This window comes from Mucilaginibacter sp. (genome assembly GCF_036568825.1).
Classification (GTDB): Bacteria; Bacteroidota; Bacteroidia; order Sphingobacteriales; family Sphingobacteriaceae; genus Mucilaginibacter.
Genome location: NZ_DATCRU010000056.1, coordinates 1 through 15,132, shown reverse-complemented (window position 1 = coordinate 15,132; position 15,132 = coordinate 1). Strand labels below are relative to the sequence as shown.

At 39.5% G+C, this 15,132-nt stretch carries 15 protein-coding genes and 1 tRNA gene; 8 read left to right on the top strand and 8 right to left on the bottom strand.

What is annotated here, in order from left to right; translation table 11 throughout:
* The 3 genes from VIM89_RS10565 (at window position 1) to VIM89_RS10555 (ending at window position 3,916) form a co-directional block, all read left to right on the top strand.
* Window positions 1–249, top strand: coding sequence for a CBU_0592 family membrane protein (locus VIM89_RS10565; RefSeq protein WP_488156114.1), 249 nt, complete (start codon window positions 1–3; stop codon window positions 247–249).
* A 39-nt stretch (window positions 250–288) separates the two neighbouring features.
* A complete protein-coding gene (gene mnmG / locus VIM89_RS10560; RefSeq protein WP_488156113.1) occupies window positions 289–2,151 on the top strand; it encodes a tRNA uridine-5-carboxymethylaminomethyl(34) synthesis enzyme MnmG in 1,863 nt (620 codons plus the stop codon).
* Window positions 2,152–2,272: 121 nt separating this feature from the next.
* Entirely contained in the window at window positions 2,273–3,916 is a 1,644-nt protein-coding gene (locus VIM89_RS10555; protein WP_488156112.1) for an Ig-like domain-containing domain, read from the top strand.
* On the opposite strand, the gene VIM89_RS10550 is transcribed toward VIM89_RS10555, so the two are convergent.
* On the bottom strand, window positions 3,894–4,418 hold the full coding sequence (locus VIM89_RS10550; RefSeq protein WP_488156111.1) for a gamma carbonic anhydrase family protein: 525 nt from the start codon (window positions 4,416–4,418) through the stop codon (window positions 3,894–3,896). The two genes, VIM89_RS10555 and VIM89_RS10550, sit on opposite strands and share 23 nt — an antisense overlap.
* 87 nt (window positions 4,419–4,505) lie before the next feature.
* On the opposite strand from VIM89_RS10550, the gene VIM89_RS10545 reads away from it, so the two are divergent.
* Window positions 4,506–4,578, top strand: a tRNA-Gly gene (locus VIM89_RS10545).
* A 6-nt stretch (window positions 4,579–4,584) separates the two neighbouring features.
* Here VIM89_RS10545 and VIM89_RS10540 read toward each other — a convergent pair.
* The 3 genes from VIM89_RS10540 to nadB are packed head-to-tail and all read right to left on the bottom strand — an operon-like array spanning window position 4,585 to window position 7,265.
* On the bottom strand, window positions 4,585–5,064 hold the full coding sequence (locus tag VIM89_RS10540; RefSeq protein WP_488156110.1) for a hypothetical protein: 480 nt from the start codon (window positions 5,062–5,064) through the stop codon (window positions 4,585–4,587).
* A gap of 58 nt (window positions 5,065–5,122) precedes the next feature.
* Window positions 5,123–5,614 carry a hypothetical protein gene (locus VIM89_RS10535; RefSeq protein ID WP_488156109.1) on the bottom strand — a complete coding sequence of 164 codons (492 nt, stop codon included), beginning with the start codon at window positions 5,612–5,614 and terminating at the stop codon, window positions 5,123–5,125.
* Window positions 5,615–5,672: 58 nt separating this feature from the next.
* Complete coding sequence (nadB, locus tag VIM89_RS10530) at window positions 5,673–7,265, bottom strand: L-aspartate oxidase (protein WP_488156108.1); 1,593 nt, start codon at window positions 7,263–7,265, stop codon at window positions 5,673–5,675.
* Window positions 7,266–7,673: 408 nt separating this feature from the next.
* Between nadB and nadA the strand changes: the two genes are divergently transcribed.
* The 4 genes from nadA (at window position 7,674) to VIM89_RS10510 (ending at window position 12,260) form a co-directional block, all read left to right on the top strand.
* A complete protein-coding gene (gene nadA / locus VIM89_RS10525; protein ID WP_488156107.1) occupies window positions 7,674–8,666 on the top strand; it encodes a quinolinate synthase NadA in 993 nt (330 codons plus the stop codon).
* 52 nt (window positions 8,667–8,718) lie between these two features.
* The gene (gene thiL, locus VIM89_RS10520) at window positions 8,719–9,759 is read left to right on the top strand and encodes a thiamine-phosphate kinase (RefSeq protein ID WP_488156106.1); all 1,041 of its coding nucleotides are present in this window, start codon (window positions 8,719–8,721) and stop codon (window positions 9,757–9,759) included.
* 46 nt (window positions 9,760–9,805) lie between these two features.
* Window positions 9,806–10,660, top strand: coding sequence for a hypothetical protein (locus VIM89_RS10515; protein ID WP_488156105.1), 855 nt, complete (start codon window positions 9,806–9,808; stop codon window positions 10,658–10,660).
* A gap of 139 nt (window positions 10,661–10,799) precedes the next feature.
* Window positions 10,800–12,260, top strand: coding sequence for a hypothetical protein (locus tag VIM89_RS10510; RefSeq protein WP_488156104.1), 1,461 nt, complete (start codon window positions 10,800–10,802; stop codon window positions 12,258–12,260).
* A 58-nt stretch (window positions 12,261–12,318) separates the two neighbouring features.
* Here the strand turns inward: VIM89_RS10510 and VIM89_RS10505 are convergent, their stop codons facing one another.
* The 4 genes from VIM89_RS10505 to VIM89_RS10490 form a co-directional block, all read right to left on the bottom strand.
* The gene (locus VIM89_RS10505) at window positions 12,319–12,579 is read right to left on the bottom strand and encodes a hypothetical protein (protein WP_488156103.1); all 261 of its coding nucleotides are present in this window, start codon (window positions 12,577–12,579) and stop codon (window positions 12,319–12,321) included.
* Between the two features lie 52 nt (window positions 12,580–12,631).
* Window positions 12,632–13,111, bottom strand: coding sequence for a gliding motility lipoprotein GldH (locus VIM89_RS10500; RefSeq protein ID WP_488156102.1), 480 nt, complete (start codon window positions 13,109–13,111; stop codon window positions 12,632–12,634).
* On the bottom strand, window positions 13,095–14,414 hold the full coding sequence (locus tag VIM89_RS10495; protein WP_488156101.1) for a PSP1 domain-containing protein: 1,320 nt from the start codon (window positions 14,412–14,414) through the stop codon (window positions 13,095–13,097). Before VIM89_RS10495 ends, VIM89_RS10500 begins: the two co-directional genes overlap by 17 nt.
* Window positions 14,415–14,417: 3 nt before the next feature.
* Window positions 14,418–15,132: DNA polymerase III subunit (locus VIM89_RS10490; protein ID WP_488156100.1), on the bottom strand; the 715-nt coding region annotated here is incomplete at its 5' end.

Below are 15,132 nucleotides of genomic sequence, written 5' to 3'. Positions count from 1 at the left end.
ATGAAGCTTTCAGATATCATAGCATCTATTGGGGTTATCATTTTATTGATTGCTTTCCTATTGAATCTATATAAAAAGCTCTCTGCGGAAAGCAAAACATACAGCTTATTGAACTTAATCGGTGCAGGCATCTGCTGCTTTGCTTCGTGGATGGTTAGCTTCTACCCTTTTGTGATACTTGAAGGAGTATGGGGCTTTGTTGCATTAGTATCATTATTTAAAGTTCCACGTGGAACATCGGGTAATTGAATGTAATTTTGTACGTTCCACGTGGAACATGGAGGTAAAATGTTTAAGAAGTATGATGTAATAGTTGTGGGTGCCGGCCATTCCGGATGTGAGGCGGCTGCCGCGGCGGCTAACCTTGGCTCCTCTGTTTTATTGATCACTATGAATATGGGAACAATAGCACAGATGAGTTGCAATCCTGCAATGGGTGGCGTGGCCAAAGGACAAATAGTGCGTGAGATAGATGCTATGGGTGGATACTCTGGTATAATAGCTGATAAAACAACTATACAATTCCGCATGCTGAACCTTTCTAAAGGTCCCGCGATGTGGAGCCCGCGTACACAAAATGATCGCATGCGTTTTGCTGAAGAATGGCGTTTGGCTTTGGAAAGAACACCGAACGTTGATATGTGGCAAGACATGGCAAACTCCTTAATTGTAAAAGGAAATACTGTCAAAGGTGTCCGTACATCATTGGGTGTAGAGATAGAATGTGATGCGGTAGTATTAACCAATGGCACCTTCCTGAATGGTGTAATTCATATTGGCGAAAAGAAATTTGGTGGTGGCCGCACAGCAGAAAAAGCAGCCACAGGATTAACCGAGCAATTGGTTGAATTAGGTTTCGAGTCGGGCAGAATGAAAACAGGTACCCCACCCCGTGTAGACGGCCGTACATTAAATTATAGCGTGATGGAAGAACAATGGGGCGACGAAAATGCCGGCCGTTTTTCCTTCACAGATGTGGAACGACCGACCGAACAACGTTGCTGCTGGATCACCTATACCAATACTAGTGTACATGAGACACTAAAGGAAGGCTTTGAAAAATCTCCAATGTTTACCGGTCGCATCAAAGGTCTTGGCCCACGATACTGTCCTTCCATTGAAGATAAGATCAACCGCTTTGCAGAACGTGAGCGTCATCAGATATTCGTCGAACCGGAAGGATTCAACACAGTTGAGATCTACGTAAATGGATTCTCAACATCTCTCCCGGAAGATGTACAATATAAAGCGCTCACCCAAATACCAGGTTTTGAAAAAGCCAAAATGTTCAGGCCTGGTTACGCTATCGAATATGATTACTTCCCGCCTACCCAGTTAGACCTTACATTGGAAACCAAACTAGTAAAGAATCTTTTCTTCGCAGGACAGATCAATGGAACTACTGGTTATGAAGAAGCAGCATCTCAGGGATTCATTGCCGGCATCAATGCACATCAAAAAGTGAAGGATAAACATGAGCTGATCATGAAGCGTTCTGAATCATACATCGGGGTATTGATCGATGACCTGGTAACCAAGGGAACTGAAGAACCTTATCGTATGTTCACTTCACGCGCTGAACACCGCCTGTTATTACGTCAGGACAACGCCGACATCAGGCTTACCCCTATCGGTTATGAGTTGGGTCTGATCAGTGATGACCGGATGAACAAGGTAAATAACAAAGTGAAAGACTCAGATGATATTGTAGCGTATACAAAAAATGTATCTGTCGAGGCAGCGTCGATTAACCCATTGTTGGAAGAATTGGGCACTGCTCCTCTTTCTCAAAATGTGAGATTTTTCAATTTGTTAAGTCGTCCGCAAATTTCGTTCGACGACCTGAGAAAGGCAAACCAATCGATTGACGAGTTACTTTCAAAATACGATAAAGAAACTATTGAGCAAGCTGAAATAAAAATCAAATATGAGAGTTATTTTGAGAAGGAACTGGACATCGTAGAAAAGATGCGGAAGATGGAAGACAAGGAGATCAATCCTGAATTCAACTATCACAGTCTTGTCTCTTTGTCGAAGGAGGCTCGTGAAAAGCTGATGAAAATAAAACCGCGTACTTTGGGACAGGCATCACGCATTTCGGGGGTATCACCATCGGATATTTCAGTCTTGATGGTACACATCTCAAGATAAGTGTTAAATAACTGAAAATCAATTATTTAAACTGAAGTTATTAGAGGGCTTACAAACGATTATTTTAAGTTCCGAATGGTAATCTTCATGAAAACATAAAAATCGTTTATAAGGCTTAAAAATGAGGCTAAACAAAAGGAGTGCTTTTTTACCTGGAAAACTACTTGTTTTTATTACTGCATTGGTACTGTTTGGCTGCGCCAGCATGCAAAAGCCGCAGGGAGGCCCAAAAGATCGCACACCACCGAAATTGTTAAAGGCAACTCCGCCAAACATGACCCGGAATTTTTCGGCCACGCAAATCCGAATGGATTTTGACGAATATTTTAAACTGAACAATCAAGCCCAGGAAATTACTATAAGCCCGGCATTGGACAGAACGCCTAACATCAAGGTAGTTCAAAAATCGATCGTAATTGATTTTAAGAAGGACACCCTTTTAAAAAATACAACTTACGTCATCAACTTCGGAAAATCAATTGCTGATTTGAACGAAGGAAACGTGCTCGACAATTTCACGTATGTTTTTTCTACCGGTCCGCATATCGACTCTTTAAGTGTTGCCGGGAACGTGCAAAACTTGATGACTCAGGAAAAGGAAAAACAAGTAACCGTAATGTTGTTCCCCTTGAATAAAGACACGCTTTGGGCAAAGAAGAAACCAACCATTTTTGCAACTACAGATACATCGGGGAACTTCACCTTAAATAATCTTCATGACGGCGATTACCGTATTTATGCACTTAAGGAAAAATCGCCAAACAGAATTTACGATAAAGATGATGAGTTAGTCGCCTTCCTGACCGCTCCTATCCATCTGAAAAAAGACACCGCAAATATTCACCTGAATTTATTCAAACAGGAACCTGAGAAATTCAGGGTAGAAAAGCGTTTCGATGCTGATGGCAAAATGTTTTTTGCATTTAATAAACCTGTAGAAAATCCATCAGCCCGAATCCTCTATCCCCCAGGCTTCGACAAAGAGAAAATAGTCGATTTTAATAAAACCAGGGATACAGCTTATGTCTTCATGAAAAATATGGATTTCGACTCTATCAAGGTTGAGTTCATACAAAACAAAATTCCGATAGATACTATCGCTTTACGCAAAGGCCGCAAAGAAGCTTTTGACCATAATATCGTTTTACAATATAATACCACCAGCGATAATAAGATTAAGGCTGGTACCACCCTTATAGTAACTACCAGCACCCCGATCCAAGCTATTGATAACTCCCTGGTAACATTAAATGAGGATTCAATCAATGTTGCTAATTATACGATAACCAAGGACACGGCAACAATGAGAAGACTCACGTTTAATTACAAATGGAAGCCGAACAGTCATTATGACCTGATATTTAATGAGGGCGCATTAACGAACATATATGGGGACAGAAACAAGAAATTCTTAAAACAATTCCAGCTGGACAAGCCGGATAACTACGGCCCTCTGACATTGAAAGTAACTGTACCCGATACATCAAAAGGCTATGTGATCGAGTTAATGGACAACCAAAAAAATGTTGTTCATCGGGATCCGATAACTAAGAACGGCAATGTGGTTTACAAGAATTATCCTATTGGTAAATATTATGTCAGGGTGATTTATGATGACAACAAAAACGGCAAATGGGATAGCGGGAACATAAAGAAACGCATCCAGCCGGAAAATGTATGGATCTACTCAAAGCAAATTACATTACGCTCAAATTGGGAAGCTGAAGAACCAATCGATATTCCTAAAGAGCCGTCGACCCATTAAACCAACCGGAATACATAATATAGTTATGCGGTAATTGCCGCAGCATATCTTTTTGTTCCTGGGTGAGCGGCTTTATCTTTTTGGCAGGTGTGCCGGCATAAAGATATCCTGACTCGCAAACTGTTTTTTCTAATACTACTGAGCCTGCTCCTATGATCACAAATTCTTCAACAACCGCATGATCCATCACAATAGCCCCCATGCCTACCAATACATTATCTTTTAATATACAACCATGCACCAATGCATTGTGTCCGATTGATACATTATTACCTATCTCAGTGTAAGCTTTCAGATACGTAGCATGGATTACAGCACCATCCTGGATATTGGTATTGTTACCAATTTTGATATAATGCACATCTCCCCTGATCACTGCATTGAACCAAACAGAGCAGTGATCGCCCATGGTAACGTCACCAACAATAGTGGCGTTCTCAGCAATAAAACAATTGTTTCCCCAGGTTGGGTTTTTGTCTTTTACAGGCAATATAACAGGCATATTTATTTAATTAGTGAATTAGCGATTGAGTGAATGAGTGATTATTGGATAGGGTAATATTTTTATTTATGTTTGGATACAAATTTAGCGGAAATAGCTCAGTCGGTAGAGCATCAGTTTCCCAAACTGAAGGCCGCGGGTTCGAATCCCGTTTTCCGCTCTTTTATTATTTCCAAAACTTCCACCACTTTCCCGACTCCTCTTTCAATTCCCAATAACTGCTATCAAATTCGTCTTCTGTAAATTCCTTTGTCAACATATGCCCATATACATATATTGATTCCTCATTTCCCAATTTAAACCTTTTCATAACCCTTTGCATAGGCCAAACTGTGCCACCGTTCGGAAATACCACAGAAATATTAATCTCACCCTCAGGATCTTTATCATCAGTGACCCAATCTGAACCCGGAACAGCTTTTATTAAACAATCGCCAGCATAAGAAGCAATCGAAAACAAAACCGGCCCAAGATTTTTAGACAGTCGACCGCCCTTTACGGCCTGTCCTTTTACAGCATGTTTATTAAAAAATCGATCTATCTCTATCAGACTTTTTATACTATAATCAAGATTTATACGATCTTCTCTAAATGCCTTTACGAGCCAGTCTGAATGATGCTTAATATCTTGTTTTAAAGTTCCCATGAATTAAGGTTAAAGGTAAAACTGCTTAATAATACGATAAAAACCTGATATTAGAACTTCACAGCCACCACCCAATCTCCAAATGCACCTTCTTCCGGTCCTTATAAAAAAGATTTAGAGAGATTTTAATAGCTTTTACCTTCCATTCTAGAGCAATATCACCTTGCTTAACATCTTCCTCTAACTTCGGTTCCCCGAAAATTCCGATCAAGTATTTTTCAGTTCGTTTAAAAATTTCTTCAGCATCATTCTCCTCTGATACAAAATCTATAGACTCAAATGACTTAGTATCCCCATGTTGCTTATGATTCCAGCAAATGGTTTTAAAATATAAGATTAAACCATTCAGTATTGAGCGCTCACCCCAGTGATAGATTACCCGGTCTGCACGATATTCTTTCTTAGTATATTTCTTATCACTTTCAATATCTGAGCCCCACTTTATGAAAAATGCGTCTTCAAATAATACACCGTCAACAATTGCTTTAACACTATCAGTTGGGATAACTTCAGGTTCAGGCTTCTTTTTAAAACGTGAAAAAAATGTCATTAAATACTTATAGTTCCTTTACTAGACGCAATTATAAGACCCGGCGTGAATAAATTTATTAAAATACCGTATCATGAACCGGTTCTGCATGAACAGCATAATCTGTAGTATAATGCAATCCCCTGCTTTCTTTTCTCAACATGGCCGATTTAATCACAATATAAGAAACTTGTATCAGGTTACGCAGCTCACAAAGCTTTACTGACAGTTTTGTCTTTTTATAAAACTCTTCTGTTTCTTCATATAATAAATGCAATCGGCGCATAGCTCTTTCTAACCTGAAATCAGATCTTACAATACCCACATAATCGCTCATCATTTTCTGCATTTCGCGGATATTATGAGTTACCAGGATATCTTCGTTAGATAATTGAACACCATGTTCATTCCAATCAGGAATACCTTCAGGTATTATACTTCTATTGAATTGTTCAACAGCATCTTTATAAATACGGTCTGCAAATACCAAAGCCTCTAATAATGAATTGGAAGCCAGACGGTTAGCACCATGAAGCCCTGTTGATGAACATTCACCGCAGGCATATAAATTCAATATTGATGATCTGCCGATATGATCAACCATAATACCACCGCACATATAATGACAAGCCGGTGCTACTGGGATCATATCTTTAGTCATATCAATACCTATGTCTAAACATTTGGCATAAATATTTGGAAAATGCGCCAGTATATCTTGTTTGCTTCTGTGACGTATATCCAGGTAAACATAATCTTCACCTGATTTCTTTATTTCAGCATCTATTGCTCTTGCTACAATATCCCTGGGAGCCAATGATTTACGTTCATCATATTCCTGCATAAATTCCTGGCCATTGGTACGTTTTAATATTCCGCCGAAACCACGTACAGCTTCAGATATCAAAAATGAAGGATATTCACCCGGATTATAAAGAGCTGTTGGATGGAACTGAATAAACTCCATATTCCTTACTTTGCCTTTAGCACGATAAACCATAGCAACACCATCACCGGTAGCTATAGTTGGATTAGTAGTAATAGAATATATATGTCCCGCGCCACCAGATGCCATTACAGTTACCTTAGATAATATCTTCTCCACATGGCCATTCAGCGTATTTAATACATATACGCCATAACAAGTTATGTCATCACTTGATTTATCTACAAACTTTCCTAAATGGTGTTGCGTGATCAGATCGACAGCGAAATAATGGGTCAAAATGGTAATATTAGGGTTTTGATGGATCTGGTCTAACAAAGCTCTTTCTATTTCCCAACCCGTAATATCCTTATAGTGTAAAACCCTAAATTCGGAGTGACCACCCTCTTTTGCCAGGTCATACATACCCTCGTTAGTCTTATCAAAGTTGGTTCCGTAGTCAATAATTTCACGAATTCTCTCCGGACCTTCTTCAACAACTATTTCTACTGTTTCCTTATCACAAAGTCCATCACCTGCAATCAAAGTGTCTTCAATGTGTTTTTCAAAAGAATCATCTTTTTTATCCACAACCACCGCAACACCTCCCTGGGCGTACTTAGTGTTAGACTCATCTTCATTTGATTTTGTAACTATCAGAACTTTACCATGCTTTGCCGCTTTTAGTGCAAAACTCAATCCGGCAATACCCGAACCAATCACCAAAAAATCTGCCTTTCTAGTCATATAGATGTATAATATTGTGCAAAAATAGTGCTTCTGTTAGAAAGCCCTTTAAAACATGTTAATTTTGTGTAAGTAAAAAAATAATAAATTATTAAGCGGTGGATAATGACATTTTTCGGTCCAATTCTAAATATTCTTTACAGTAATTTTGAGACTAATAAAGTCATTAATCAACATTTTACACCCCGTTAACTTATTAACAAATATGTTTTAAAATAAAATTAAGCGAAATATACACGTCTTAAAATCAAAAGTATATCATGCAAAAGACATAGTTTTTTTGTTAATAAAAATGTAAAACTTACTATTCATATACGTTGTATCATTACTTTTAAACAGAATTAACACACCAATAACAATAGCTTTTTTCTTTAATTAAAAAGTGTTGTTATTATTTGAATTGTTGAAATGGATACCTTAGCAGAAATAAACCTGAAAGGATTTGTGGAGGAACAGATCGATCCGACGCTTGACCTTTTTGAAGAAATCGAAAAATTAAAAAAACAAAAGAATGCAGTTGTTTTGGCCCACTATTACCAGGAGCCCGACATACAGGATATTGCTGACTACATTGGCGACAGCCTGGGATTATCTCAGCAGGCCGCTAAAACAGACGCCGATATCATTGTATTTGCCGGTGTGCACTTCATGGCCGAAACCGCTAAAATATTATCGCCGCAGAAGAAGGTCCTTTTACCCGACTTGAAGGCAGGTTGTTCATTAGCAGACAGTTGTCCGCCGCATTTGTTCAGGAAGTTTAAGGAAAATTATCCTGATCATTTGGTGATCACTTACGTGAATTGTACAGCTGAACTGAAAGCATTGAGCGATATAGTTTGTACATCGAGCAATGCAGTGGCGATAGTGGAAAGCTTGCCGAAAGATCAGAAGATCATTTTCGGACCGGATAAGAACCTGGGAGCTTATGTGGCGAAAAAAACAGGACGTGACCTGGTGTTGTGGAACGGTGCCTGTATGGTACACGAGATATTCTCGAGAGAGAAGATCACCAAACTAAAAGAACGCCACCCGAATGCAAAATTGCTGGCGCATCCGGAATGTGAGGATGTGATATTGAAAATGGCCGATTATATAGGTTCGACAACTGGTTTGTTGAAATATGCTACCAAAAGTCCTGAAAAGGAATTTATAGTAGCAACAGAATCGGGCATTATACATCAGATGCAAAAGGAAAACCCGGATAAAGTATTTATTCCGGCGCCGCCAAATAACAATTGTGCTTGTAACGATTGCCCGCACATGAAAAGAAATACACTGGAAAAGTTGTATCTGTGTATGAAAAATGAAATGCCAGAGGTAACTGTTCCGGCAGAAATTATAAAAAGAGCTGTAAAACCGATTGAAAGGATGCTGGACATATCAGCTCAGTTAGGTCTGTAAAAATCAAAAATTTTTTCCGCCTTCGGCGGTATATAGCAGAGAAGAAAAAATTATGTTCGAAAATAGCGAAAGAACAAGTATAGAGTCTTTGGGCGAATTTGGGTTGATCGAGCATTTGACCAATATGATCAAAATCAAGCAGCCCGGCACAAAAAAAGGTATCGGTGATGATGCAGCGGTAATAGATTTTGAAGGTAAAAAGGCATTGATATCAACCGACATGTTGCTTGAAGGGATTCATTTCGATTTAGCTTATACGCCGTTAAAGCATTTGGGCTATAAATCTATCCAGGTAAACCTGAGTGATATTTATGCGATGAATGGGACCGCGACACAGGTTACGGTTTCAATAGGAATTTCGAGCAAATTTCCTCTCGAAGCGATTGAAGAACTTTACGAAGGGATTTACCTGGCCTGCGAAAAATACAATGTGGATCTGGTAGGTGGAGATACAACTTCATCAAGACAAGGTTTGGTGATCAGCGTTACTTCAATTGGTTATGCAGATGAGCAAGATATAGCTTACAGAAATACCGCCCGCGAAGGGGATTTGATCTGTGTTTCCGGAGATTTGGGAGGAGCATACGTCGGTCTGCAATTACTGGAACGTGAAAAACTGGTTTATATCGAGAATCCAAATATTCAGCCTGATCTGGAGGGGAAAGATTATATCATAGAACGTCAGCTTAAGCCAGAGGCTCGAAAAGATATTGTTGAATTACTGAAGGACCTGAATATAAAACCGACGGCAATGATCGACATTTCAGACGGTTTGGCATCGGAAGTATTACATATTTGTAAGCAGAGTAATAAGGGCTGTAATATTTATGAAGATAAAATTCCGCTTGATCCGATGACTTATGAAACTGCCCGGGAATTTAATTTAGATCCGACAGTTTGTGCATTAAGCGGAGGAGAAGATTACGAATTATTATTCACCATAAAACAAGCGGATTATGAGAAAATAAAGCTAATGATGGATATTTCGGTGATCGGTCATATTACTGAGCCTTCCGCTGGATGTAACCTGGTTACGAAATCCGGATTAGTTCACACCATAACCGCCCAGGGGTGGAATGCTTTTAAAAGTTGATTATTTTTAAATATTTAATAATATAAAAACAGTAAAAACCAACCTTATGAAAAAGATTTTTTTGCTTGCATGTATGTGCCTGGGCTTCACACAGCTTTGGGCCCAGCAGGGAGTTGTATTTAAGTTAAAGTACCTGCCCAATCACAATTATCAAACCAACGTGAGCATGGAGATGAAGGCAACGGCAACTGTAACCGGCGACTCGTTGATAATCAATAAATTGAAAGAGCAAGGTATAACTCAACCTGTGAATGCTAATGTGTCGATTGCCCTGGTAGGGGTAATGAAAACAGGGGCGCTTGGCGCAGATCAGTCGGTCCCGATAAATATGGATTATAAGATCACCAATCTTTCGGTTTCCGCAAATGGCAACCAGGTGCCTATTCCACCAAAGGCTACTGAAAAAGACATTAAAATGTCTGGTCATGTAACACAGGACTGGAAGATAAAAATTGATTCTGCAGACGGCAAAGCTGTAGCTGACAGTGCGCAACAGAAAATGGAGCAAATGATGAATATGATGCAGAAACAGATACAGTTTCCGGATAAACCACTGAAGCCGGGCGATTCTTTTACCCAGGGCGGACCAATGAATATACCTGTCGGCAAAGAAGGCAACAGTGTAAAAGTTGACATGGGAATAACCTACAAACTGACAAGAATCGCAGATGGTAAAGCCTACTTTGATATGATACCAAACTTCAACATGAATCTGCAAATCGGAAAAGTTTCAGCTGTTATGAGCGGCACAGGTACCGGTAATATGGTTTACAGTATAAAGGACAGCTTCCCGATATCAAAAGTAGGTACAGTCAATATAAAACTTAAGGTAACTTCACCTAAGATAAATGTCGACGGCACAGCGGTGGCTACTTCGAAGTATGATTGTGTGATAAATTAGGGCTGCTGAAAAACGATTTCTGAAGGGGTCAGTGTATTACGCTACCCTTTTGTTTTATCTACTAATTTATATTTTGCCAATTTTTTTAGTATTTTAATTGCTATAATGATTAACTTGCATTTGTTTTTTTAAAAGCGATATGGAAAATTTAAATCGTCTCTTCGACTATATTAAGACAATAGGTTTTTTTGGCAGATTATTTTATTGGAACCGAGTAAAAAATCTACTCATAGATTCTGTAGGCGAGTTGCAAAGGTTAAATTCCAATGTAGAGTTTCAAAAGGAAGCTATAGCTACTTTAGAAAACGAAAATACTTCTTTAGCAAAAGACCTAAAAATATCTAATGAGACTGTTGTTAGATATGATGGTATAATAAAAAATTTAGAGATATCTATAAAAGAAAATAATTCAAGAATAGAAAAGCTAACCGGGGATAACTCAGGATATCTTGCAACTATAGATGCTCAAAGAAACCAAATTGGAACCTTGACAGGAGACAATAGGCTGTTTTCAGATCGGAATACAAATTTAACTGCGCAAAATAAAAAGCTTGCGGAGGACGCCGCAACAAATATTGAAACTATTTCTTCTTTGACTAATAGAAAAGCGGAATTGGAAAATAGTTTAGCGGAAGTAAAGAAAGAGCTCCAAATGACCCAAAATGAATTGAATGAAAAAAATAAACTAAATGCTCAATTAATTAAAGAAGAAGATTTTAGGAAACAAGAGCATTCCAATTCAGTGTCATCTTTGGAAAAAATTCAAAACCAAATCCAAGCGGAAAGATCCAAAGAAATAGAGGATAGAAATAACGAGGAAATTGAAAGGATAAAGAATCTTAAGGAAACTTGGAAAAAACATGAAGATAATGCGAAAAGCATAATAAAGACTATTTGTCAAAGGCACACAATAGAATATTTAGACACGGTCCCGTTCAAAGGAGATCCAGATAATACATTATTAATATGCGATGAGTATGTAGTATTTGATGCAAAAAGCCCCGGTAGTGATGTATTAGGAAACTTTTCTAACTATCTTAAAGATCAAGCTGAAAAAGCGAAAAAGTATGCAAAGCAAGCTGATGTAAAGACGGACATTTTTTTTGTGGTACCATCTAACACTTTAGATTATATATCAACATTTGTCTATCGTCACGGTGATCATAATGTATACATAATTTCTAATGATGCCCTTGAACCGGTTATTTTAAGTTTAAAGAAAATAGAAGAGTATGAATTTGCAGACCAATTAAGCCCAGAAGATAGAGAGAGCATTTGTAGAATATTAGGACGATTCGCTCATTTATCGAAAAGGCGAATACAGGTTGATAGTTTTTTTGCTAAACAATTCATTGAATTAGCTTACAAATGCGAAGCTGATTTACAACCAGATATTCTTAAATCAGTTGTCGAGTTTGAAAGATCTGAAAAACTCAATCCTCCGCTAGAGAAGCGAGCCAAAGCTATTCCTTTAGCTGACATAGAAATTGAAAGTAAAAAAATTAATCAAGAAGCAGGAATAAGAGGCATTTTGATTCAAGATGAAAATATTTCAAACCTTTTGAATGAGCTGCCACTTTATAAAGACCCTGAAAATTAAATATTGAAAGTTAGATCAATTCACATTTCAGAATAGCGATTGAGAAATTATTTTATCATCACTGCTTTTTCTTGTTCAACGAATCAGCAATATAGGGTGATGAGAGATTGTTTTTAGGCGTATCTACCGTACTGTATTTAGAAGCTGTGCTTCCGGTAACGCCGGCGCTTGTTGCTCTAAAGCTATCAATATGCAGCGAGCCACCACCTAGTTTTGCATCGGCCGAGGAAGAATCGCTTTCGGCATTATCAGGCCCCCTGACGCAGGCCATTGCCGCGATTAAAATAAACAAGCCAAACCTCAAAAGCCACTTTCCCATTATAAATAGAACAGCGGTTATCAGGTATGGTTTTTAATAAATGATCTGGGATTTATTTGGTCTTTTCCACGCGCATGCCCACATCATTCACTTCGTGCAATGGGTTATCGCGCATGTTTTGTTCAATGCTGAAAGTATAAGTGCCTTTTTCGGGGAATTTAAAGTTGGTCATGATGGGCACCTGGTAGCTATACAAATTGCCTGATCCCTGCCCTAACCATTCGCCATCCAGGTCAGCCAGTTTTATTTCGAAACGGGTGGTACCTTTCAGTTTCGGGCCGCTTTTATGCAACAGCACAAATATGTTGGAGTATTTATATTCGCCGGTTACCCGTAGGTTAATGTAGATATTATAAGGTATAGAAGGGTCATCGATTTTAACCTCGTTCTTTACAGTATTTGCGTATGACCAGTTATGGTTATCAATGGGCGTGTTGTTATCAATGACCATGCCCGGGTCAGTACAGCTATTCAGAAAAAGCATGGCCAAAACAGGCAATGCAGCAAAAAATAAGTTACGAGCCGCTTTCATTCCCTTTATTCTGGTCGTTCCGGTTATTCCTGTTCGGTTTAAAACGGCGGTTGTTACGGTTCTTGTTATTCTGGCCATTGTTTTTGTTAGCTTCTGCTGGCGGTTTCTGCTCTTTTGGCTGTTGTTGTGGCTGCTGAACAGCTGCGTTTTGCGGCTGCCTGTTGTCCTGGGCTTTGTTTTTATTCTTGTTCTTATTTTTTTTCTTGTTGCGGTTACGCTCATCCAGGCGGGTAAGGCTATCCTGCCCAACCACATTCTCGTAATCCAGAACTTTAGCCGGTTTGCTCTCTATTTCAACAATTTCGCCAAGGTCCGGAGGTATAATGCCGTCCCTGTTTTGTTGTTGTATCTCTTTAACCCGGTCAATTTCCAGAGGTATCCAGCTATCTTCCATCGGATAGCTGAACCACATCAACCGTTTAAAGATATCGGTTTTTTGTAAACGCGCGTCGCCTTTTTCGGTCTTTAATATATTCACATTATCCGGAATATATTTCAGCGCATCCATATAAGTGTCCAGCTCATAATTGAGACAGCATTTTAATTTACCACACTGTCCGGCCAGCTTTAAAGTATTTAGCGAAAGATTCTGATAGCGTGCAGCAGAGGTCGAAACTGTTTTGAAATCCGTCAGCCAGGTTGAACAGCAAAGTTCGCGCCCGCACGAACCAATGCCACCCAAACGACTAGCTTCCTGCCGCATCCCGATCTGCCGCATCTCGATCCTGATCCTGAAGGCCTCGGCCATCTTTTTGATCAGCTCGCGAAAATCGACGCGGCCTTCGGCCGTATAATAAAATGTTGCTTTGGTTTTATCGCCCTGGTAATCCACATCACTTATCTTCATCGACAAGCCAAGCTCTAAAGCCAGCTTACGCGTTTTGTGCATGGTTTCCCATTCCAGTTCCTTGGCGGCTTTCCATTTGTCCACATCAGCCGGAGTGGCTTTACGGTAGATTTTTTTGGTGATATCAGCCTCGTTAACGCGGTGTTTTACCATCTGCATGCGGACTAATTCGCCGGTTACCGAAACGTGGCCCACGTCGAACCCGCCGGTTGGTGTTTCAACCACCACCAGCTCACCCGCCTCAAGATAAATATTATCGGTATTAACATAAAAGTCCTTGCGCGAACCTTTAAATTTCACTTCGATAATAGAAAAAGGCCTATAATTTGCCGGCATGTCCATGTTAGACAGCCAGTCGTAAACATCTAATTTGCTGCAGCCGTTAGTAAGGCACGCGCCATTACTTTTACAGCCGGCGGGGGTACATCCGCCTGATGAGCAACTTCCACATCCCATAGTTTAGTTTGGTATATAGTGAGTCCCCGCAGGGAGCGTTTTAAAATTTAAAATTTTAATAATTTGTAAAGATACATCTAAAAATAAGATTTTCGGATTAGCATTTCGCTCTACATGATAATGTGCCTTTTCCAGCTCGGTGCTGATGGCCTGGGCCATGGCGGTATTCATCACGTTTGTCATCTTTTGTGCAGTTTCCAATTCGTTTGCCGGTAAATGGACAAGATTTCCTGCACCTGCCATCAGCAAACAGCATTCGCGAATAAAGCTGATGCCGTATCGCAAAAAGTTCTTCTGGTTCTCACGTCCCATTTTCGACGCCTGATCTACAAAATCCATTACTTCCGATCCTTTATTGCCGAAACACAAACGCAGCCATTGTACAAATAAAGTATGGTAACTTTTGTTTTCCTGCTGCAGCATCGAAAGCGCTTCGGTCAGGTTACCATTGCTTAAATAGGCAATTTCCGCTGCCGCGAACTCGGTCTGATGATGATTTTGCATCAGTTCCTCTTTGATCTCGTCATGAGTCAAAGCAGGAATTTTAACCAGTTGCGTACGCGATAAAATGGTATTCAGTATCTGATCCTGGTTTTGCGCCACCAGCAGGAACAGCGTGTTAGGCTGTGGTTCCTCGATGATCTTAAGCAACGCATTGCCCGTTTTATCCAGATACTCCGGCAACCAAAGGATCAGGATCTTATAAGCTGATTCGAAC